Annotated in this window: 17 protein-coding genes; 12 read left to right on the top strand and 5 right to left on the bottom strand. The window is 46.1% G+C overall.

Annotated elements, in window-relative coordinates:
* Window positions 1–78: 78 nt before the first annotated feature.
* Window positions 79–354 carry an HU family DNA-binding protein gene (locus tag I6E40_RS01570; protein ID WP_235385095.1) on the top strand — a complete coding sequence of 92 codons (276 nt, stop codon included), beginning with the start codon at window positions 79–81 and terminating at the stop codon, window positions 352–354.
* A gap of 513 nt (window positions 355–867) precedes the next feature.
* The gene (locus tag I6E40_RS01575) at window positions 868–2,493 is read left to right on the top strand and encodes a ribonuclease E/G (RefSeq protein WP_235385096.1); all 1,626 of its coding nucleotides are present in this window, start codon (window positions 868–870) and stop codon (window positions 2,491–2,493) included.
* A gap of 421 nt (window positions 2,494–2,914) precedes the next feature.
* Here the strand turns inward: I6E40_RS01575 and I6E40_RS01580 are convergent, their stop codons facing one another.
* The 5 genes from I6E40_RS01580 to I6E40_RS01600 all read right to left on the bottom strand — a co-directional run bounded on the left by I6E40_RS01580 (window position 2,915) and on the right by I6E40_RS01600 (window position 8,859).
* Entirely contained in the window at window positions 2,915–3,256 is a 342-nt protein-coding gene (locus I6E40_RS01580; protein WP_235385097.1) for a hypothetical protein, read from the bottom strand.
* A 10-nt stretch (window positions 3,257–3,266) separates the two neighbouring features.
* Window positions 3,267–4,187, bottom strand: coding sequence for a DUF4268 domain-containing protein (locus I6E40_RS01585; protein WP_235385098.1), 921 nt, complete (start codon window positions 4,185–4,187; stop codon window positions 3,267–3,269).
* A 5-nt stretch (window positions 4,188–4,192) separates the two neighbouring features.
* The gene (locus tag I6E40_RS01590; protein WP_235385099.1) at window positions 4,193–4,912 is read right to left on the bottom strand and encodes an NgoBV family restriction endonuclease; all 720 of its coding nucleotides are present in this window, start codon (window positions 4,910–4,912) and stop codon (window positions 4,193–4,195) included.
* A gap of 12 nt (window positions 4,913–4,924) precedes the next feature.
* Complete coding sequence (gene dcm / locus I6E40_RS01595) at window positions 4,925–6,724, bottom strand: DNA (cytosine-5-)-methyltransferase (protein ID WP_235385100.1); 1,800 nt, start codon at window positions 6,722–6,724, stop codon at window positions 4,925–4,927.
* A gap of 449 nt (window positions 6,725–7,173) precedes the next feature.
* Window positions 7,174–8,859 (bottom strand): VapE domain-containing protein, encoded by a 1,686-nt coding sequence (locus I6E40_RS01600; RefSeq protein ID WP_235385101.1) that lies wholly within the window; start codon window positions 8,857–8,859, stop codon window positions 7,174–7,176.
* A gap of 2,701 nt (window positions 8,860–11,560) precedes the next feature.
* Here I6E40_RS01600 and I6E40_RS01605 point away from each other — a divergent pair.
* From I6E40_RS01605 to I6E40_RS01650, 10 genes are all read left to right on the top strand, one after another.
* The gene (locus I6E40_RS01605) at window positions 11,561–12,121 is read left to right on the top strand and encodes a UpxY family transcription antiterminator (protein ID WP_235385102.1); all 561 of its coding nucleotides are present in this window, start codon (window positions 11,561–11,563) and stop codon (window positions 12,119–12,121) included.
* A gap of 20 nt (window positions 12,122–12,141) precedes the next feature.
* Window positions 12,142–13,233, top strand: a complete 1,092-nt coding sequence (locus tag I6E40_RS01610; RefSeq protein ID WP_235385103.1) for a polysaccharide biosynthesis protein — start codon at window positions 12,142–12,144, stop codon at window positions 13,231–13,233.
* A gap of 171 nt (window positions 13,234–13,404) precedes the next feature.
* Window positions 13,405–15,045 carry a DUF559 domain-containing protein gene (locus I6E40_RS11000; RefSeq protein ID WP_235385104.1) on the top strand — a complete coding sequence of 547 codons (1,641 nt, stop codon included), beginning with the start codon at window positions 13,405–13,407 and terminating at the stop codon, window positions 15,043–15,045.
* Between the two features lie 52 nt (window positions 15,046–15,097).
* Window positions 15,098–15,565 carry a GxxExxY protein gene (locus tag I6E40_RS01620; RefSeq protein ID WP_235385105.1) on the top strand — a complete coding sequence of 156 codons (468 nt, stop codon included), beginning with the start codon at window positions 15,098–15,100 and terminating at the stop codon, window positions 15,563–15,565.
* Between the two features lie 54 nt (window positions 15,566–15,619).
* Window positions 15,620–16,810: a non-hydrolyzing UDP-N-acetylglucosamine 2-epimerase gene (gene wecB, locus I6E40_RS01625; protein ID WP_235385106.1), complete on the top strand. Its 1,191-nt coding sequence runs from the start codon at window positions 15,620–15,622 to the stop codon at window positions 16,808–16,810.
* Between the two features lie 97 nt (window positions 16,811–16,907).
* A complete protein-coding gene (locus I6E40_RS01630) occupies window positions 16,908–18,245 on the top strand; it encodes a UDP binding domain-containing protein (RefSeq protein WP_235385107.1) in 1,338 nt (445 codons plus the stop codon).
* Window positions 18,246–18,270: 25 nt separating this feature from the next.
* A complete protein-coding gene (locus I6E40_RS01635) occupies window positions 18,271–19,296 on the top strand; it encodes an NAD-dependent epimerase/dehydratase family protein (RefSeq protein WP_235385142.1) in 1,026 nt (341 codons plus the stop codon).
* Between the two features lies 1 nt (window position 19,297).
* Complete coding sequence (locus tag I6E40_RS01640; RefSeq protein ID WP_235385108.1) at window positions 19,298–20,806, top strand: P-loop ATPase, Sll1717 family; 1,509 nt, start codon at window positions 19,298–19,300, stop codon at window positions 20,804–20,806.
* Between the two features lie 475 nt (window positions 20,807–21,281).
* Entirely contained in the window at window positions 21,282–21,572 is a 291-nt protein-coding gene (locus tag I6E40_RS01645; protein ID WP_235385109.1) for a hypothetical protein, read from the top strand.
* A gap of 2 nt (window positions 21,573–21,574) precedes the next feature.
* Window positions 21,575–22,123 (top strand): hypothetical protein, encoded by a 549-nt coding sequence (locus tag I6E40_RS01650; RefSeq protein WP_235385110.1) that lies wholly within the window; start codon window positions 21,575–21,577, stop codon window positions 22,121–22,123.
* Window positions 22,124–22,203 lie beyond the last annotated feature (80 nt).

Consider the following 22,203-nt stretch of genomic DNA (forward strand, 5'->3'; position numbering starts at 1 on the left):
GCACTCCGAAACTTTAAAAGGAAACCTTTCAAAGGGTCAATCTTGATATTTATAATTCAAAAAACATACATTTTTATCATGACTAAGGCAGATATCGTAAAAGAAATCTCTTCCAAGACCGGAATTGAAAAGAACATCGTTTTGGCGACTGTTGAATCTTTCATGGAAACCGTAAAGGAATCCTTGGCAAATGAAGAGAACGTTTATCTTCGCGGCTTTGGTAGTTTTATCCTCAAGAAACGTGCCACCAAAACTGCACGCAACATTTCCAAAAACACGACCATCATCATCCCCGAACACAACATCCCGGCTTTCAAGCCTGCAAAGACTTTCTCTCTCTCCATCAAAAAGTGAGAAGAATCTCTCCACAGAAATCCACATATCTAACAAATAAAAACGTCTAGCCATGCCTAACGGAAAAAAGAAAAAAAGACACAAGATGTCCACTCACAAGCGCAAAAAAAGACTGCGCAAGAATCGCCACAAGAGCAAGTAAAGTCGGCGATGGTCTTGTTCTTCCTTTCACCCAAAAGTGAGAAGAAGAAACAAATGATACGGCGAGTAAACGGGGCTTGTTCATTGGTTTCGGTCATTCATCTTGTGTGACAGAAAACCTAACCACCGTTTACCCGCCGTTTTTTGCTATTTTTTTATGGTGTTCCCGCGAGAGTTCAAAAACTGACGGACTTTCTTTCAAGGGGGGTCTAAAAATTAGGTCGAAAACGGTAAGCACTTTCTTTTGAACGTTCCTTATCCCGTGATTTATAGTACAACTCGTTGAAGAAGAACCTCTCAGAAAAACTCATCGCGAACGACAATGGTCTTGGAACAACCTTATTCATTTTCACTCCTTACAATCAACTCTGAATGACAAGCGAAGTTATTGTGGATGTCTCGCCAAAGACAGTCTCCATCGCACTGCTCGAGGACCAAAGGCTGGTCGAATTCCAGCGCGAAGCACGCGAGGAGCACTTCTCCGTCGGCAACATCTACTTGGCTAAGGTTCGGAAACTCATGCCCGGACTCAATGCTTGTTTCGTCAACGTAGGGTTTGAACGCGACGCCTTCCTGCACTATCTTGACTTGGGACCCCGCTATCACGCACTTGAGAAATATCTTGAACTGCTCGGGAATGGTTCCAAGAATGTCTCTCTCGAGAAAGTTCTCAAAGAACCGGACTTCAACAGAGAAGGAAGCATTCAAAACACGCTCAAGGTCGGACAGGAACTCCTCGTTCAAGTCATCAAGGAACCCATCAACACAAAAGGCCCGCGCCTCACTTGTGAGTTCTCCTTCGCAGGACGTTTCCTCGTGCTCATTCCCTTCACAGACAAAATCTCTGTATCCACCAAAATCAAATCTTCTGCCGAGCGAGCACGTCTCAAGCAACTCGTGAGAAACATCAAACCTCACGGTTTCGGTGTCATCATCCGAACCGTGGCAGAAGGAAAGAGAGTGGCTGAACTGGACAACGAGTTGAAGGTGCTGGTGAAAAGATGGGAAAGCGTCATCGAGAAAGTGCGCACCGCAAGACAAGAGTCGCAAAAACTGCCCCTCCTGACCTACGAAGAAACCGGTCGAACCGTGGCACTGCTTCGAGACCTGCTGAATCCAACCTTTGAGAATGTCTATATCAACGACCCTCACGTCTTTGAAGAAGTGAAGGGATATGTCTCGCTCATCGCCCCGGAAAGTGCAGACATCGTGAAACTCTACAAAGGAAACGTTCCCATCTTCGACAACTTTTCTGTCACCAAACAAATCAAAACGTCCTTCGGGCGCAGCGTCACCTACAAACACGGAGCCTATCTCGTCATCGAACAAACCGAAGCGCTCCACGTGATTGACGTCAACAGCGGAAATCGCTCCAAATCTGCGGAAGGACAAGAGACCAATGCACTTGACGTGAATCTCGGAGCAGCCGACGAAATCGCCAGACAACTCCGACTCCGAGACATGGGAGGCATCATCGTCGTCGATTTCATTGACATGGATGTGCCCGAAAACCGACAGAAACTCTACGAGCGCATGGTTGAAAATCTCAGAAAAGACCGTGCACGCCACAGCATCCTTCCGCTCTCAAAATTCGGGCTCATGCAAATCACGAGACAAAGAGTGAGACCCGCCATGAACGTCGAAGTCGATGAATCCTGCCCCACCTGCGGAGGAACCGGCGTCATCAAATCCAGCCTCCTCTTCACCGACACACTGGAAGAGAAAATCAGAATGCTCGTGTGCGACCTGCGCATCACTCGCTTCAGACTCTATGTGCACCCCTTCGTGGCTGCCTATCTGGAACAAGGCGTCTTCAGCATCCTTCGCCTTTGGCACCTGCGCTACGGCTTCCGCTTCCAGATTATTCCCAACCAACAACTCGCCTTCCTACAGTACGAGTTCTACGATGCGAAAGGTAGAGAGATACAGATGAAACAAGCCCACGAAAACGTAGCGTCTTCACGCAAAAGCACCGCCACCACCGTGCCCACCGTGTGAAACGAAAATCCCAAAGTCTGATTCCAGACATTTCATTCTAACGCACGCCCCCGTCTTCCACACAGGAGACGGGGGCGCGTGTTTACCTTTGGAATGTAAATAAGACCTTCACGTTTTATATTTTTCAAATATATATATTTCAAATAGAAATCTATTGAGGAAATTTTAATGAGGAAATCATTTCCCAAAAAGAGATTTCCACAAATAGATTTCTTGCTTTAGCAATCCCCTTTCACGTTTTATATTTTTCAAATAGAAATCTATGGAGGAAATCTTTCTGAGGAAATAGAGTATAGTAATCTTTAAAAAATAACCTGCATCATCTTTGAAAATCTTTTCGGTCCATATATCCTCCCTCATCAGTCACATGGCTATGGCTATGCTCCTTCTTCGGGTGAAAATCTGACCTCGAAAATGTCATTCAAATCTGACGCAACTTATTTTCAGACACAAGAAAGTAAATCGTTTCGTTGGCAGATGAACATTCCAAGTATTGTTTATCTTTGATTGTTACCATCTGATTAACGTGGAAACATTCTCCATTCTGTATTGATTGAAAAGGGGTTACGTCCTTGACTGCAACTAATTTACCTTTTTCATTCTTGACAAAAAGGAATTTACCAAGAACCTTGATTTGTTGGGCAGCATCATAGAAAGTTACCTCCTTACCAACCATCTCAGCATACGTAGAGAACTTATCATTTTGGCCATATATATACAAAGATGATAGACTGACCAATATTATTAAAATAATTCGTTTCATAGCAAGCAGTTTATTTGTCGATACTTTTGGCAATAAGTTTGAACTTGATGGCATTTTCCAAGTACCAGGCATAGGCTGTGGCCCATTGCTCTTGGTCGGAAACGTCAAAGGGTTCAAAGATGTTGATGCGTGTGGCTTTGGATGCTTCTACCCATTCGATGCCTTTGCCAAATTGTGCCTCAAAGTCGGCCTTGTGCGCCTCGAAGAGGTGGAAGAGTTCTTTGTTGTCGGGAATGTAGATGCCGCAACTCATATGCTTCTTTTGGATGCTGGCCGTGAAGCAAAGATGATATTCGGAGCTGCCAACGCTGATGTCGTACCAATTCTGCGGCTGGGCTTTGCGCGTCTTGAAGTGCTTGGTGAAGTCGGGGCTGGCGTTCATCGTGTCGTTAAACTTCTGCCAAAAGGCGAGTTGTATCTGCTCGGTATTGTTCAAACCAGCCACGCTCTTCATCTGTTTGCCCCAGTCGTTCGGGCGTTCAATGACGCTGAACTTCGGGGCAATGGCGGAGTCATCAATCTGCCACAATTCAATCTCCACGAGAAAGAATCCGAGGTCGGTGTCGGTATGTTGGTTCAGCCATTCGATGGCTTGGCGGTGTTCATCGCGGGCGTGCTTCACCACCCATACCACCACCTCTGCCCCCTTGCCCGAGGCGTAGGTGATGAGTTTGCCCAAGTGGTCGTGGTCGGTTTCTTCAAGTTGGTTTTCAATGATCACCTTGCGTCCCGTACCCTCTTCTTTGGCATAGAGGTCCACATTGAAGTTGCCAACTGACGATTCACGCTCTTCGAGTTCCAACTCAATGCCAATTTCCTCGCCCAATTTGGTGAGGTTGTGCTCATCCGCCAGCCACTTGGTAAAGTCGTTGGCTTCGTGCGGCCAAATAGACCGCAGGTCAGTGATGCGTTTTATTTTCCCGAGTTTCATAGATTCTAATCCTTCAAATATTTATGCTTAACATCCATCCATCGTGGTAGATTAAGTCTTTTGCCATAGTATTTGAAATAACTATCGCAAAGTCGTTCGCTCCAATGGTCTGCTAAATTGTTTGTGTCGTGATACTTGTAAATGGTCTGTTCCAATGCGGCAAGGAAATCTTCCAAGCAGTCAAACGGACGGAAATCAGAACGCTCAGAATACCAAGTTGCAGGACGGATATTGTTAATCACGCCACGCTTGCATTGTACCTTCAAGGGCCAAGCAGAACTTGTACAAGCGATTTCCCACACATTTTTCAGCCAAAAGTCCTCAATGATAACCAATCCGCCGTTCTCTTCCATGTTGTATTTGATGAGGAGATACTTTGCATGAAGTTTCCAAGGATGGTCTATAATTTCATTGATGTAGCTGCGGAATGCGCCAATATCAAAGTTTGGAGAGCCGATGAACGACTTGACTTCTAACCATCCCTCGTTAGACTTTTCCTTGTCAAGCCAAAAGTCGGGTGATGCCTGCCTTTGATTGTGAACATTCTCGATGCCTTCGCTAACCAACCATTTTGCCAACCACTCTTCAAGGATATTACCGACCACATTGTTCTGTTCCACAACGATGTCGTAGTCGCGAAGGTTGAAGCGTATATAGCCATCAGCACCGATAAATTTGAAGTCGCTTTTGAGTTTATGGTAGATTTCTTCTGCTGTTAGTTTCATTGTATTAGGGTATTAGTTGATAATTTCTATATTATCTAAGAGGCGTGCTGCTACTGCTTTAATGACGGGTACAACGACTGTGTTGCCCAGTAAGTCAAAGCCGTCCTTCTCACTTACGTTGAAAGGCATATCGTCTGGGTAACCACAAAGCCGCAGTCCTTCTCTTAAAGTTAGACGGCGCAGACCTCCATTGTCGCCAACGTAAAGCTTTTGCATATCCATTGCAACAAGGGTGGGGGCAATCTCATTGGGAGAAAGCACCTTGTTAATTTCAAAACTGAGTTTTCCTGCAACGATGTTGTAACCTTTGGGTTTTGAAGTGTCGGGTTCGCGGCGCGTTGTAGTTACGTTGCCAACTTTCTCGCGTATGAGTTTTTTGGGATGCTCGAATTTTAGGTAGCCCTTTTCGCTAAGGTTGTTGAGCATTTCCTCCAAATTTGGGTGCTCGTAGAAGGTGCGAATCTGCTCCTTTGTCAAGGGCATTCCGTCCATCCAGTCAATACCGATGATTTCAGCCCATTTCTTTTTGCGCCTTTCGGTCAAGATTTTGTCAAGCAGTTTTTTCTCTTCTTTGGTGACCTCGCCTTTGACACCCAAATCCCAACTATGAATGTTGGTGTCACCGCCTCGTTTGTCCTTGATGGATTTACCATAAAGTTCCTCAACCTTAAAATGCCTGAGAAGGTTTCTGACAAAAGGAGTATCGGTGGTTGGCTGTCCGCTTTCAAGAATACTCGACAAGGTACATTCTACGACTGGGAAGTTGTCCAAATTGGGAGTGGTTTGCAGACTGCCTACGATATAGATACGTTTACGTTCCTGCGGAACACCAAAGAATTTGGAGTTTAACACGCGGTAGTCAAATTGATAGCCCAAATCCCTCAGCCGTTGCGTAATTACTTCAAGCGTGCGTCCACCATCGTGGTTGACCAGTCCTTCCACGTTTTCAAGGATAAAACCCTGTGGTTTTTTGTCTCGTAGAATACGTTCAACTTCAAAGAACATTGTACCGCGTGTATCGGCAAATCCCTGTCTCTTTCCGGCAGCACTGAATGCCTGACAAGGAAAGCCGGCACATAGAATGTCAAAGTCGGGAATTTCATTAGTTGAAACCTTGGTAATATCGCCGTGAATGGTTTCGGCCGGGTGGTTTTCTTGCAGCACCTTGATGGCATGACTCTTAATCTCTGAGGTAAAGACACAAACCGTTTCAATTCCTCTTTCCGCAGCAGCTTGTTCTACACCTTTTCTTATACCACCAATACCGGCAAACAAGTCTATAATTCGTAGAACCTTACGGTGCTGAATAGATGCCAAAGCCGGTAGTGGGGATTGCGGCTTAGCAACCTCTGCAACATCGGCTCCACAAATAATCGTTGGCGAATGTTTGGCACGTCCTGGATTTATTTGTTCTACTTCTTCCATGAGTCGTGGTATATCTACAGCCTCTGCTTGAATTTCATCCCCAAGCAAATAGACCATATAGTCACCATGCGGTGTGGGGTATTTCAACACCTGCATTTCATCTTCGCGTTTGATGCTTTGAGAAATACAAGGAAACAGGTGATAACCTACCTTTGGGTTTGCAGTATCGTAAATTAGGATATAATCGGGCTTCGTGGACGACACAATCCCACCATTTCGTGTAGAGAATATATCGTTATTTAATCGCACGTTATATAGCTTTTCATATCTATGCGTTTTCTGACCAACTATCCAGGAAAGTTGGTCTTTCTCGCTGCGATATGCCCCCAAAAGAATTTTGGCATCCTTTACGTTTGAATAGCAAAACACTTCATTCTTATCGTTCATAATTGGTAATCTGAAATATGAATTGTCCGCCTCATAAAACAAGAAACTTCCAAGTAGCACCTGCGGCTGACCAAAGCCTTTGTAACTACGAGGGAATTTCCTTTATATGGTATGTAATATGTTCTTGGTCTTGTTTGCAGGTCGCGGAAACCGCTACCGCTTGCAAAAATACATAAAATAGTTTAATGCAACTTCCGCTTTGCAGATTTAAAACAAGTGTAACAAATTTGGGACTGGGGCAAAAGAATAAGGGCACGCTCCGCACTTTATACCTTATTTAGAGGTTCATTTTTTCTGCACAATCCCTACACACATCTTTGTAAGCAACTTGATAACAAATGCGTTGGATGTGTGGGATTGGGCGGCAAAGCCCTACAGAAACATATAATGAAGTTTTCTTGCAGGCGCACAGTCGTCCTCCCAAATGGCGGGGAAATGAATAGTGCTCGTTAATCGGGGCGTTGATGAGGCGTTAATTTGCTTTCTGAATACGAACCAAACGTATCAAAGGAATCTTGCGACTCTTCCGGATTCTCAGAAATCTGCGGAATCTGCGGACTCTGCGAGAACACCTTCTCTGAACTCTGCGGAATCTGTGAAATCTGCGAGAAATTTTTCTCTGCCCTCTGCGGACACTGCGGACTCCGCGAGAACTCCTTCTCAGTACTCTGCGGAATCTGCGAAATCTGCGAGAATTTTTTCTCAGAACTCTGCGAGAACTCCTTCTCAGCGACCTCCACTTTCACTTTCTCCACCTCTGCTTCAGCGGGTTTCTCCAGTTTCTTCACTCCATAGAACATGCCCTGGGCGGTGCGCTTCTTGGGGATACCCATGCGGCGCAACTGACGACCTAAGCCCGTCATTTTCAAGCCCTGCAGGGCGCGGCGAGAGTCACGCTTCAAGGTCTCGAAGATTTCAGTGGCAGAAACCCACTGCGCGTTGTCGTCGTCCTCCGCAAAAGTGAAGGAACGGTGAAATGCCTCTGCCAGAGGAGATTGACGATAGAAAGAACGGTTGTGTTCCTCAATCTCTGCCTCCTCCTCATGGCTGAAAAAGGTCGGTTCGCCGTGGCGAATCTCTGCCACTACCTGGGCGTAAAGTTGCTCATGCTCAATCGGTTCACGCGTGATGGGGGCTTCCACTATCTGGCAGAAGAAACGACGCGAACCCGTCGGGTCGGTCAGGAGTTCCGTCATGTTCGACGTACCGATGAATGCCGCCGTGCGCGTCATCTGCATCGCCACCTGGCTGCGCCCTTTCTGTACCTTGACCTCCGTCAACTGCATGAGGTTCTTCAGCGTAGCCATCTGACGCTCGGAATAGCGGTCGAACTCGTCCATGTTGATGAGCGCATATTTTCCCAGATAAAGTTCGGACTTGGCGTCTGCCGTGAGGTCGAACTTGTCGGTGAAATAGGAGCGCAGACAGGACGGCAGAAGCATGCGGCAGAACGTACTTTTTCCCATGCCCTGACGCTCGCTGACCAACAGCGGAGCAATCTGACAATCAAACACTACCATGGAATCTTGCTCGCTGAGCCAGCCCTTCACCGCACCGCGTAGCCAGCGGCGGAAAACGCGCTGCCAGAGGTCGTCACGGGAGACACGCGCTGCCAGTTCGCCGACGCGGTCGCGACCGTCCCACTCGGGCAGGGAGGTGAGATAGGCACGCAGGGGGTGGAACTCGGGTACGTCCTCGGACAAGAGATAGGCATCAATACTGCTGCGGAAACAGTTGGGATAGGTCTGCTGCACGCTGCGCACGATGGAATTGTGGGCACGCACGCTCATGGGTTTCAACCGCGCCTCGGGGTCTTTCCTGTTCCGCACCTCGGGGTGCTGCGTCATGACGTTGAACCGTACTTCCCAATTCTTAAGTACCTCATCTTCCACTTGTTGCGGGGTGATGTATTTGACGCCGGCGTTGGTTTTCGCTTCGGCATTTTCGTCCGCTTTTGGGTTGGCGTTTTGGAAAAACTCGCTGAGGACGCTGAGTGCTTCGCCCGTTTTGGGCGAGAGGAACATTTGCATCATCTTGGGGTTGGAGATGAACTGCTGAAAGAGTTCAAACGGTGTGTGTGCATTTTCTTCCTGGTTTGAAAATGCCTGCTGTTGTTTGAGGGTAGTGTTTGCCATAATGAAAATAATAAATAGTTAGCGTACGCCGACATTCAGTGCCGGTGTTTTGTTTTTGGAGCCCTCTCATGCAGTAGATTGTTGTAGTTGATCTAACAGAAGATACTATCCGCAAGTTTTCCTGCGTCCTGACCATTCACGTCGCTTCTGTTATCTGAGTGCGAAGGTAATAAATTTAGCCGCGAAATGCAAGTGTTTCGGGGTTTATTTTTTGTGTTTTATTTTTAAGTTCATGGAGGAAGAACAGGGAGCGATGGCGGTAAGGAATGTAGGGTTTGTGCGCGGTTCGCTGGTACAACCCCATTCGACATAAAAAGGGAGTGCGAAAAAAACTATGCAAACTATACATTGAATCATACATTCCGCTGATATTTAGTGCGTTGCGGTGTGTATAGTTTGCCCGCAAACTATACACAAACTATACATGAAGCATACATGGAGACAAAGAGACAAAGAGTCAAAGAGTGGGGGAGATAAAGAGACTAAAAGACTAAGAGACTAAGAGACTAAGAGACAGGGCCTACCCCAACCCCTCCCTAAAGGGAAGGGCTTTGTTGCGGCGCTGATGCACCGCACATGGGGGTCTTGTTTTGGAGACAAAGAGAGGAAGAGACTAAAAGACAAAGAGACAAAGAGAGAAAGAGTGGGAGGGAGGGGTTTAGCCTGGAGGGCTGTACTGTGAGTAACCTCGGGCAACGCCCGGGGATAGCAGGAGGCAAGGAAAGATTAGCCTGGAGGGCTGTACGCCCGCGAAGATGGCGGCGCGAGCCGCTTTAAGTTGGCATCAAGTTTTAACTGGGTGCGCACCCAGACCCCGATTTTAAAGGGAAAGTGACGTGATAAGGGAGGCGCTGCGGCTACCGCCGCCATCTTCGCGGGCGTATAGCCTTCCAGGCTGACACTGAGGGAGTTGACGCTGTCCGGGGGCGTTGCCCCCGGTTACTCACAGTACAGCCTTCCAGGCTGGATAGCCTTGCTGGTCTTATCCTCCTCCTAAGACATGAAGCGCAGCGTACCCACACTTGCTGGCGTTGTCACCTGTGCAGCAAAAGTATCTTAGCCTGGAGGGCTATACTGTGAGTAACCCCGGGCGACGCCCGGGGATAGCAGAAGGCAAGGAAAGATTAGCCTGGAGGGCTGTACGCCCGCGAAGATGGCGGCGCGCAGTTTTACTTAGGAGCGCACCTAAGTGAAATTAGGGGAAGGCTAAGAAAAACTAGGGGAAGGCTAGGAAAAACTATGGGAAGGCTAGGAAAAACTATGGGAAGGCTAGGAAAAACTATGGGAAGGCTAGGAAAAATTAGGGGAAGGCAAATAAAAATTTGAAGAAGGGAAATTAAAATTTGAGGAAGGCAAATAATAATTTGAGGAAGGGAAAGAAAAATTTGAGGAAGGCAAATTAAAATTTGAGGAAGGGAATCTTAACTGGGTGCGCTCCTAGTTTTACTTAGGTGCGCTCCTAGTTTTTCCTAGGTGCGCTCCTAGTTTTTCCTAGGTGCGCTCCTAGTTTTACTTAGGTGCGCTCCTAGTTTTACTTAGGTGCGCTCCCAGTTTTTCCTAGGTGCGCTCCTAGTTTTACTTAGGTGCGCTCCTAGTTTTTCCCAGGTGCGCTCCTAATTTTTCCTAGGTGCGCTCCCAGCAAGAATTGTTTCTCCATTAATGCTCATTAATTGTCTTAAAAGAGATTTCCACAAATAGATTTCTTGCTTTAGCAATAACCTTCCTTCACGTTTTATATTTTTCAAATAGAAATCCACGGAGGCAATTTTAATGAGGAAATCATTTCCCAAAAAGAGATTTCCACAAATAGATTTCTTGCTTTAGCAATCCCCCTTCCTTCACGTTTTATATTTTTCAAATAGAAATCTATGGAGGAAATCTTTCTGAGGAAATAGAGTATAAGGGAAATTATTTCTTAAATCTCTCATTAATTTCTGAACAGTCATGTTCAAAAAATCAATTCATGGTCAATTCGTGAATAATTCATGAACATTAATGTTTCAAAAAGGCGGTCCTTTCGTCCTTTCGTCTTTCGTCTCTTCCTCTCTTTGTCTCTTTGACCGTTGACCGTTGACCGTTGACCGTTGACTATTGACCGTTGACTCCCCAACTTTTTGACTCTTTGACTCTTTGTCTCTTTGACTCTCAATGTAGGGTTTTGTGTATAGTTTGTGTATAGTTTGCGCGCAAACTATACACGGGGAAACGTGTTGATAATCAGTGGAATGTAGGGTTTTGTGTAGGGTTTGTATAGTTTTTGTGCATAGTTTGGCGTATGTAATGTAGAAACTGACAAAAGGGACACTAAAAAGTCAGCTAAAACGCAAACACTTTCTTTTGAACGTTCCTTATCCCATGACTTATTGAACACCCCTTAAATGAAAGAATTGCGAGCGTCGTGAAAATAATGATATAATTTTAGCCTGTTTGAAAACTTTTTTCATACCTTTGCTAGCGATTAGATACATCTCTTATTAAGGGATGAAGATAATTGAGAGAAAAAAAGTATAATTTAATAAAAATAGAATGCAAGGTTAAGATGCAATCGCAAGTCGACAGGAAGTTTGACTTTAGGAGTAAACTTTCGTATTATAAATGCGTAACTGCCTGTTTTTCAACTAGTAATTGAGAATAAGCAGGAATAGAAGAAGTACTCTTATCCTCCATTATTTACTCTCCTAAGCTTGCCTTCTTTATCTTTATGGGAGCTGTAAAAACGTCAGAAGACCGTTGGTATGTGTTGCGTGATTTAGCACGTCCGAATGCCAAAAATCCCGCCTACAAACAACTGCAAGCAATGCCTGAGATGGAGGGTTGCGTCTTCGTGCCGCTTAAACAGCGTGTATTCCTTGAACATGGAAAACGTGTGGCGCGTTTCGTTCCCTATATGTCCGACCTTGTTTTCGTTCATAAGTCCAAGGAAGAACTTGACCCCATCGTCCAGAAGATGGAACTGTTACAGTACCGCTATGTGCGTGGTGGCAAGCAGTATGAGGCAATGAGCGTGCGAGCTAAGGAATTCGAGAAGTTCCGTGAAGCCGTTGAACAGACTGACAATGTGGAATACTACAGTTATGAGGAAGTCTCACCGCAGATCTATGGCAAGCAGATACGCATTATCGGTGGTCGTCTCAACGGCTTTGAAGGTCGCCTGATGAGCAAACGCGGCAGCAAATACAAACACTTGCTCATTGACCTTGAAGAATGCAATCTCTCCGCTGCCATACAGGTGGAGACAGAGCTTATCCAGTTAGTGAAATAATTCAATTCATATACATAAACATGAGCATCTTCAAAGACAAAGTCCTGTTGATTACAGGCGGTACGGGCAGTTTTGGTAACGCCGTGCTTCGTCGCTTCCTCGATAGCGACATCAAAGAGATTCGTATTCTGAGTCGTGACGAAAAGAAGCAAGATGATATGCGTCACTTCCTTCAGGCTAACCGCTCAGATGTGGCTCATAAGGTGAAGTTTTATATTGGCAATGTGCGCGAGCGTCAGGCCGTGGACTTTGCGATGTCGGGCGTGGACTATGTATTCGCTGCCGCCGCCTTGAAGCAGGTGCCTTCGTGCGAGTTCTTCCCCATGGAGGCTGTACGCACCAATGTGGAAGGAACGAACAATGTGCTGCTTTCCGCCATTGCTCATGAGGTAAAGAACGTGGTGGTACTCTCCACTGACAAGGCCGCCTATCCCATCAATGCGATGGGTATTTCCAAGGCAATGATGGAGAAAGTGGCAATCGCCCAGGGACGTGCCCTTGGTCCCAACGCCAAGACCACTATCTGCTGCACACGCTACGGTAATGTGATGGCAAGTCGTGGCTCGGTAATCCCACTTTGGGTAGAACAGATGATGGAGGGTAAACCCATCACCATCACCGACCCGAACATGACGCGCTACATGATGACCCTCGACGATGCCGTTGACCTCGTTATCTATGCCTTTGAACATGGAAACAACGGTGACCTCTTCGTACAGAAAGCACCGGCAGCAACGCTCGATGTTCTTGCACAAGCATTGAAGGAAGTATATAGCCAGGTTGACCCGAAATACGGCGAGACCGAGGTGAAGGTTATCGGAACTCGCCACGGTGAGAAACTCTACGAGACACTCGTCACCCGTGAAGAGATGCTCCGCTCTGAGGACATGGGCAACTACTTCCGCATTCCATGTGACAGTCGTGACCTTAACTACGACAAGTTTTTCACCGAAGGCGATGATGCCATCAGTCGTACGGAAGACTATCACAGCCACAATACCCGCCGCCTCGATGTGGAGGGTATGAAGGAACTGCTCCTGAAACTCAACTTCATCCGCGAAGACTTGGGATTGCAGACTCGTGCCAAAGCCCGCGACATCCGCTCTGAATAGTTCTTGGACCACGGATTCCGCACGAGTTCATCCATTAATGTTCATTGATTAACTCATTAATAAGTCATTAATATATTCCGCGGATTCTGCGTGAGACATATAAAATTCATGAATCAATTCGTGAGTAATTCATGAGCATTAATGTTTCAAAAAACGTTCAATAGCACAGCAATGAAGATATTGGTAACGGGTGCCAAAGGGTTCGTCGGCAAAAACCTCTGCTCCCAACTCAATAATATAAAGGAAGGCAAGGCACGTTGGTATGGCGACGTGAAGATTGATGCCGTTTATGAGTACGACATCGACTCCACTCCTGAGCAACTCGATGAGTGGTGCAAGGATTGCGACTTTGTCTTCAACCTGGCAGGTGTGAACCGTCCTCAGGACCCGAAGGAGTTCATGGAGGGCAACTTCGGCTTTGCCACCACTCTTCTCAATACGTTGAAGAAGTACAAAAACAACTGCCCCGTCATGATCAGTTCCTCCATCCAAGCCACCCTGGCAGGTCGTTTCGGAACAAGCGAATACGGTAAGAGCAAGAAAGCTGGAGAGGAACTGATGTTCGAATACGGCAAGGAGACAGGAGCCAAGGTATTGGTCTATCGCTTCCCGAACCTCTTCGGCAAGTGGTGCAGACCGAACTACAATTCAGCCATTGCCACCTTCTGCCACAACATCGCCCACGACCTCCCCATCCAGGTCAATGACCGCAGCGTGGAGATGGAACTACTCTACATCGACGACCTTGTCGATGAACTGATAGGCGCCCTCAAAGGCGAAGAGCACCGATGCGAGTATGCGGGCCTAACCCCCATCCCCTTCCCTAAAGGGCAGGGGGGCTCCTATGCAGACAAGTTTGGAGTACACACAGCAGATCCAACGCTCTATGATGTGTTGAAAAAGCATGCTGAGAACATGCGCAAAAATCCTACAGAAGCCGAAGAAGTTCTCTGGAAAGCGCTTAAAGGGAAGGGTCTTGACCATAAATTCCGCAGAAAGCATATCATCAGAGACCACATCGTTGATTTCTTCTGCAATGATCTGAATCTTACCATAGAATTAGACGGCGGATATCATTCTACCCCGGAGCAGAGAGATGCTGACGATCTTCGTACAGCTGAGCTTATGAAGATGGGATATAGCGAATTGCGATTTAAGAATGAAGAAGTCCTGTTTGATCTGGAGAACGTACTCTCGCAGATTAAATCTGTTTGCGAACTGAAGTCCTCCCATTTAGGGGAGGATTTAGGAGGGGCTTACTGCTACTGTCCCGTCACCCATAAAACCACCCTTGGCGAAATCGTTGACATCATCCATGAGTGTGCAGATGCAGCCGCCAACAAGGACGGCATCAACATGATTGAACTGCCCCAGGGCAGCTTGAAATATAAGCTCATGACCACCTATCTCAGCTATCTCCCCAAGGAGAAGGCCATCTATGACCTCAAGATGAACGTGGATGCAAGAGGCTCCTTCACGGAACTGATGCACACGCTCAACTGCGGACAGGTGAGTATCAACATCTCCAAGCCGGGCATTACCAAGGGGGAGCACTGGCATCACAGCAAGTGGGAAACCTTTATCGTAGTATCAGGTCATGGCCTTATTCAGCTCCGCAAGGAGGGAACGGATGAAATCTGGAACTACGAAGTGAGCGGCGAGAAGATACAGGCTGTGCAGATGCTCCCCGGCTACACCCACAACATCATCAACCTCTCCGACACCGAGGACCTCGTCACCGTCATGTATTGCAACGAAATTTTCAATCCTCAGCGCCCCGACACCTATTTTGATAAGGTAGTGAAGGAATAGACGAACACGAATTATCACGAATATCCACGAATTATTTCATAAATTCTTGGAAATGAAATATTTTGATCAATACAAAGATGACGCGTATAGGATAATTGGAGCAGCCATGAAGGTTCATTCAGAACTGAATTGGGGGCTTTTGGAGCAGATATATCAGGAGGCACTATACCTTGAACTAAAAGAGCAAGGGATTGAGTGCGTACGCGAAAAAGAGATTCCTTGCTATTATAAGCATTATATACTTGATAAAAAATATAAGGCAGATTTAGTTGCCGGAGATATTATTGTTGAGTTGAAAAGTGTGAAGGAATTAAATCCTGCACATCGAGCGCAATTATTCAATTATTTACGATTAACAAAAAAGCCTGTTGGCATACTTGTAAATTTTGGTGCAAGTAGCCTTCAAGGTGAGCGATATGCCTTTATAGAAGAGGAAAACCATTGTGTTCTCTTGGATAAAAATATGAATCTGTTATTTGACTCAGATATTGATTGGGAATACGATATTGAGGACAAATAATTTGTGATAAAATTTGTGGATAATTAATGGAAATTTTTGTCTAAAATTATTTTTATGGAAAAGCAACCGAAGTTTGATTATACTGACATTCACTGGCAAGAAAACGGCAAACTCAAACTCTGCATCATCGTCGGCACCCGCCCCGAGATTATCCGCCTTGCCGCCGTTATCAACAAGTGCCGTAAGTACTTTGATGTGATTCTCGCCCACACAGGCCAGAACTACGACTACAACCTCAACGGCATCTTCTTCCGCGACCTCAAGCTCGCAGAACCCGAAGTATATATGGATGCCGTAGGCGATGATCTTGGCGCCACCTGCGGCAACATCATCAACTGCTCCTACAAGCTCTTCGCCCAGACGCGGCCCGATGCCGTGCTCGTGCTCGGCGACACCAACTCCTGCCTAAGCGTAATAGGAGCCAAGCGCCTGCACATCCCCATCTTCCACATGGAAGCAGGCAACCGCTGCAAGGATGAGTGCCTCCCCGAAGAAACCAACCGTAGAATCGTGGACATCATCAGCGACGTGAACCTAGCATACAGCGAGCACGCACGCCGCTACCTAGCCGAGTGCGGCCTGCCCCGTGAGCGTACCTACGTCACAGGCAGCCCTATGGCAGAAGTACTTCACGAAAACCTGCAAGAGATAGAAGCCAGCGATGTGCACAAACGCCTAGGTCTAGAGAAAGGCAAATACATCCTCCTCTCAGCCCATCGCGAAGAAAACATAGACACCGAAAAAAACTTCCTCAGCCTCTTCACCGCCATCAACAAGATGGCAGAGAAGTATGACATGCCGATTCTCTACAGTTGTCACCCACGCAGTCGCCACCGCCTCGAAGCCAGCGGATTCCAACTTGACCCGCGTGTTCAAGTACAGCAGCCCCTAGGCTTCCACGACTACAACTGTCTGCAGATGCACGCCTTCTGCGTGGTGAGCGACAGCGGCACCCTGCCTGAGGAAAGCAGTTTCTACGCCTCCATCGGCAAACCCATCTCCGCCGTATGCATCCGCACCAGCACCGAGCGTCCCGAAGCCCTCGACAAAGCCTGCTTCATCCTCAGCGGCATTGACGAGAAGGGACTCCTGCAGAGCGTGGAACTCGCCGTCAGCATGACCCGCGACGGCAACCACGGCATCCCCGTGCCCAACTACACCGACGACGTCAGCAACAAAGTCGTCAAGATCATCCAAAGCTACGTCGGCGTTGTCAATAAGATGGTGTGGAGGAAAGAGGGGTAAAAAACGTTATTCGGGTAATTCATGGTTTCACGCTACAACTATTCTCGGATTAAGGAAGCGGAGTATTGAGCATTTTAAAACCGAACATAATCATACAATGAAAGCCTATAAAGATTTGAAAATTGCCGTAGCAGGCACCGGCTACGTCGGTCTCAGTATGGCCACCCTGCTGGCTCAGCACCACAGTGTGACGGCTGTTGACGTCATCCCCGAAAAGGTGGAAAAAATCAACCACCGTGTTTCGCCCATCCAGGACGAATACATTGAGAAATACTTCGCCGAAAAGGAGTTGCAGTTGACCGCCACTCTTGATGGTAAAGAGGCATACAAGGATGCCGACTTTGTCATCATCGCAGCTCCCACCAACTACGACCCCGTCAAGAACTTCTTTGACACGCACCACATTGAAGACGTCATCGACCTGGTTTTGGAAGTCAATCCCGATGCCGTGATGGTCATCAAGAGCACCATACCTGTAGGCTATACCCGTTCCCTCTATAAGAAATATGCCTTGCAATTCCTGCTTAAACCAGAGTTGAAGGGCAAGCATTTCAATTTACTTTTCTCGCCAGAGTTCCTGCGCGAGAGCAAAGCCCTCTACGACAACCTCTATCCCAGCCGCATCATCGTGGGCTACCCCAAGATGATAGAAGGATCGGAGTTTGACGAAGAGAACGCTGCCATCAAAGCCATCGGCAACCCCGAGGCAGAAGAATATGCCAAGACTTTTGCCAAACTGCTACAAGAAGGAGCAATCAAGGAAGACATTGACACGTTGTTTATGGGAATGAAAGAGGCAGAGGCAGTCAAGCTCTTTGCCAACACCTACCTCGCCCTGCGAGTCAGCTACTTCAATGAACTGGACACCTACGCCGAGGTAAAAGGACTGGACTCTCAGTCCATCATCGAGGGCGTAGGACTGGATCCGCGTATCGGTTCGCACTACAACAACCCGAGCTTCGGTTACGGAGGATACTGTCTGCCCAAGGACACAAAGCAGTTGCTGGCAAACTATGCCGACGTGCCCCAAAATATGATGTCAGCCATTGTTGAGAGTAATCGCACGCGCAAGGACTACATCGCCGACGCCGTGCTGCAGAAAACTGGGTATTACCATGAAAATGCCCGCTGGGATGCCGATAAAGAGAAAGATGTGGTCATCGGCGTGTACCGCCTGACGATGAAGAGCAACTCCGACAACTTCCGCCAGTCGGCCATCCAGGGCATCATGAAACGCATCAAGGCCAAGGGTGCAACGGTTATTATATATGAGCCAACTTTGTCGGACGGCGACTCCTTCTTCGGCAGCAAAGTTGTTAACGACCTCGATACATTCAAGCTGCAATCCGCCGCCATCATCGCCAACCGCTATGATGCCTGTCTGGATGACGTGAAAGACAAGGTATATACAAGGGACATTTTCAAGAGAGATTAGCCTTATGCTGGAATACAATATAGATTTGAGCGGCAAGACCATTCTGGTCACAGGTGCCGCGGGCTTTATCGGCAGCAACCTGTCGAAACGGCTGTTGAGCGACTTTGAGGGCATCAAGGTCATCGGCATCGACTCCATCACCGATTACTATGATGTCAATCTCAAATACGAGCGGCTTCAAGAGATAGAAAGCCTGTCAAAAGATTGGACATTCATCAAAGGCAATATAGCCGACAAGGCACTCATCGAGCAGGTATTCACCGAGCACAGCATAGATGTTGTGGTCAACCTCGCGGCGCAGGCAGGCGTGCGTTATAGCATCACCAACCCCGACGCTTATGTGGAGAGCAACCTTATCGGTTTCTATAATATCCTCGAGGCCTGCCGCCACCACGAGGTGGAGCACCTTGTGTATGCCAGCAGCAGCAGCGTCTACGGGAGCAACAAGAAAGTGCCCTATTCCACGGACGATAAGGTAGATAATCCCGTCAGCCTCTATGCTGCCACGAAGAAGAGCAACGAACTGATGGCGCATGCATACAGCAAATTGTACAACATACCCAGCACAGGCCTTCGCTTCTTCACCGTCTACGGTCCTGCCGGCCGTCCTGACATGGCCTACTTCGGCTTTACCGACAAACTGGTAAAGGGGGATACGATAAAAATCTTCAATTACGGCAACTGCAAGCGCGACTTCACCTACATTGATGATATTGTAGAGGGCGTGGTGCGCGTGATGCGCCATGCGCCCGAGAAGCGCACGGGCGAGGACGGCCTGCCCATTCCCCCTTACAAAGTCTACAACATCGGCAACAACCAACCCGAGAACCTGCTTGACTTCGTGTCCATCCTCCAAGAAGAATTGATCCGCGCAGGCGTGCTGCCCGCAGACTATGACTTCGAAGCCCACAAGGAACTCGTGCCGATGCAGCCTGGCGATGTACCCGTCACATACGCAGATACAACCCCCTTGGAGCAGGACTTCGGCTTTAAGCCCTCCACGCCGTTGAGAGAAGGATTGAGGAAGTTCGCGGAGTGGTATATAAAATAATATGGATAAGATTTCTATCTTTAATAGAAACAATATGGATACACTACAAAATATTACCTTTACAGATGAGGTCGTAAGCAAGCTTTTCGGAAAGGAAGCAGCAGAGGATGAGGACTTTGCACGACTACAAGCCTACTATATAAAGAGCCGGACGCATGAACGACTGACGGCAGATCTTCCTTTGCGGATACTTGTTGGACACAAGGGAATCGGGAAATCCGCCATCTTCACCATTGCTCGGCATGAAGATAAGGAAAACAACCGTGTTTCTATACTCATCAGACCTGACGATATAGCGAATTTAGGAAAGAACGAGGATGATTTCGATAACCTCATCAGATTGTGGAAAACAGGTCTACTTCAGATAATCACCAATAAGATTTGCGAAAGCATACATCTTCAATTCCCCATCAGTCAGGATATTAAAGAATATGGGAGATTAGTAACACAATTCCTGCCGTTTGTCAAACAATTTTTCCAGAAGAAATTGGAAGATAAAGGTATATCTGGGACCGATAAATTGGTAGTGGAGAATTTTCTGAGGATAAACAGAATTATTGTCTATGTGGATGATTTGGACAGGGGGTGGGAAAGCAAGAAATCCGACATACGAAGGATTTCCGCCCTTCTGAATGCTGTCAGGGATTTGTCCAATGACAACAGGGGGCTTCAGTTCCGCATTTCTTTGCGGACGGATGTATTCTATCTTGTTAGGACTTCGGATGAATCGACAGATAAAATTGGCGATTCCGTCATTTGGCACAACTGGACGAATCATGAGATACTGCTTCTGCTCATCAAACGCATAGAAACATACTTTGGTAGAGGGTTTGATGTTGACAAGAACAGGCATGTGGAGCAGCGAAATCTAGCCAACTACCTCAATCCAATTTTTGAGAAATATTTCACGGATAGAGGAAAATGGGAGAACAAACCAATGTATGTCATATTGATGTCCCTCATTCGAAAGCGTCCGCGTGATTTGGTGAAGCTTTGCAATGCTGCTTCAAAATGCGCATACGAAAATGACAAGAACAAGATTGATACGGATAGTCTGAAATCTGTTTTTGTAAATTATTCACATGACCGTATACAGGATACCGTTAATGAATACAGGTCGGAACTGAAAGATATTGAACGCTTATTGCTGAACATGAAGCCATCGTCACAGGAACGTAAGGCAGGTAAAGGATACATATATACCACCACAGAACTTCATGCTAAACTGAACTGCATCATGCAGCAGGGCTCATTCTTCTTTACTAACGGAAAAGTGGCTACGGCAAAGAGCCTTCATCATTTCCTTTATAAAATAAACTTCATAACGGCTCGCAAGGAACGTAAAGACGGATTTATCGACCGAAAATATTTTGAGGAGAATAAATATCTGACATCTGGTATTGCAGATTTCGGATACGACTGGGAAATTCACCCCGCATTCCGATGGGCACTATCCCCAGATGATATTGGTAGCATACCCTTCAGTGTTGGATTATCGGCGGATAATTAATCCTTATGTGGGATAAATTTGCGTTATATATATAAAGGACAATGGCCATGTGAACACCCTTTGCCTACTGGAATTTTTCCCCTCTTTTGTAAGTGTGCTTATTCCGTTAGGAACGGTTTCACTTGAGTCTTATTTGACAAATATTTATATTAACCACTTTTTCCGAACCCTTATACCATCCCGAATCAACCATGGAATCTTTCATGGCAGATATTTAGAATATATTATTGTTATAGTATTGGGACTTGCGATTGCTTTTTGGATCAATAGAAAGTCTACTAAGATTATCAAGACTGTGATGCAAGCGTAATGTGGAAATTTCATTATATTGAATACTCTCTATTCGGATTAAGTTCTCACAAATTGAATAAAGCAAATGATAGAAAAGCTCAAAAAATTTTTGACATTAAATCATATACAGTTTCAGATGCCTTCGGACAATATTATTACATTTTCAATTAATAATCTGCATTATGTGGCAGAATATCACAAGGAAAAAGATCCCACATTTTTTAGAATGTGGCTACCAGATATTGACAACATTGAGGATAATAATACAGAAAAATGGAGGATAGCTATGAATATAACAAAGCAATATAAATGTGGTAAGGTTGTTGTTATATCTGGTCGACTTTGGATGTCGGTTGAGAGTTTCCTGTTTGGAAATGTAGACGCCCCTAATCTTTTCTCAAACATGATACTTGTCTTGAGAGATATGATATATGAATATAGAAACGATATAAAGCAGCAACATAGGAGAAAATAATTATGGCAAAGATTGAAGAAATTATCCAACTCATCCAATCTACTAAGACAAATGCTCCTCAAGAGAGATGCTTTAGTAAGCACGCCATCATCTATTGCAACCTTGTTTGGATTATAGCGTTGCTTTTAGTTTTATTGGTAGGCATGGCATCATTAAAAGCAACAGATTTAAATTCGGAAAGACTGATTTCCATGTTGTCAAATTTCTCAATGATATTATCCATTATACTTTCTATTTCATCCATACTCTTTGCATACTTTACTTCACGCGACACAAACAATCAGTATATTGCAATGGGAAAGGCGCTTGAAGAGGTTAGAGCCGCAGGTTACCAGTCAATAATCAACAATTCCGATCTTCTTTCACAAGTAGAATCTATTGCAAGAGATGTTAGTGTGTTAAATAGCAAATATGACCTCAATGCAATACTGAGTCAATATCCAATTGGAACTTCTACAACAATGAGTAAAGATGCAGATATTCAAGGAATAAGTAATTCAACTAGTCAATTACAAAAATCCATATATAGTCCCCAAGATTCTCCAATCTAATGTTAAAAGAAACGTCCAAACTTTAATACACTCCATTATAGGCCAGGAAAAGTGCCTATAATGGTGGTATGCCTAAAATT

It is taken from the genome of Prevotellamassilia timonensis (genome assembly GCF_021531665.1).
Taxonomy (GTDB): Bacteria; Bacteroidota; Bacteroidia; order Bacteroidales; family Bacteroidaceae; genus Alloprevotella.

Excerpts from the sequence above, each read along its gene's own strand:
- I6E40_RS01570 (WP_235385095.1), top strand. The coding sequence starts at position 79 with ATGACTAAGGCAGATATCGTAAAAGAAATCTCTTCCAAGACCGGAATT.
- I6E40_RS01610 (WP_235385103.1), top strand. The coding sequence starts at position 12,142 with ATGAGCATCTTCAAAGACAAAGTCCTGTTGATTACAGGCGGTACGGGC.
- I6E40_RS01580 (WP_235385097.1), bottom strand. The coding sequence starts at position 3,256 with ATGAAACGAATTATTTTAATAATATTGGTCAGTCTATCATCTTTGTAT.
- I6E40_RS01640 (WP_235385108.1), top strand. The coding sequence starts at position 19,298 with ATGGATAAGATTTCTATCTTTAATAGAAACAATATGGATACACTACAA.
- I6E40_RS01575 (WP_235385096.1), top strand. The coding sequence starts at position 868 with ATGACAAGCGAAGTTATTGTGGATGTCTCGCCAAAGACAGTCTCCATC.
- I6E40_RS01585 (WP_235385098.1), bottom strand. The coding sequence starts at position 4,187 with ATGAAACTCGGGAAAATAAAACGCATCACTGACCTGCGGTCTATTTGG.
- I6E40_RS01630 (WP_235385107.1), top strand. The coding sequence starts at position 16,908 with ATGAAAGCCTATAAAGATTTGAAAATTGCCGTAGCAGGCACCGGCTAC.
- I6E40_RS01590 (WP_235385099.1), bottom strand. The coding sequence starts at position 4,912 with ATGAAACTAACAGCAGAAGAAATCTACCATAAACTCAAAAGCGACTTC.
- dcm (WP_235385100.1), bottom strand. The coding sequence starts at position 6,724 with ATGAACGATAAGAATGAAGTGTTTTGCTATTCAAACGTAAAGGATGCC.
- I6E40_RS11000 (WP_235385104.1), top strand. The coding sequence starts at position 13,405 with ATGAAGATATTGGTAACGGGTGCCAAAGGGTTCGTCGGCAAAAACCTC.
- wecB (WP_235385106.1), top strand. The coding sequence starts at position 15,620 with ATGGAAAAGCAACCGAAGTTTGATTATACTGACATTCACTGGCAAGAA.
- I6E40_RS01605 (WP_235385102.1), top strand. The coding sequence starts at position 11,561 with ATGGGAGCTGTAAAAACGTCAGAAGACCGTTGGTATGTGTTGCGTGAT.
- I6E40_RS01600 (WP_235385101.1), bottom strand. The coding sequence starts at position 8,859 with ATGGCAAACACTACCCTCAAACAACAGCAGGCATTTTCAAACCAGGAA.
- I6E40_RS01620 (WP_235385105.1), top strand. The coding sequence starts at position 15,098 with ATGAAATATTTTGATCAATACAAAGATGACGCGTATAGGATAATTGGA.
- I6E40_RS01650 (WP_235385110.1), top strand. The coding sequence starts at position 21,575 with ATGGCAAAGATTGAAGAAATTATCCAACTCATCCAATCTACTAAGACA.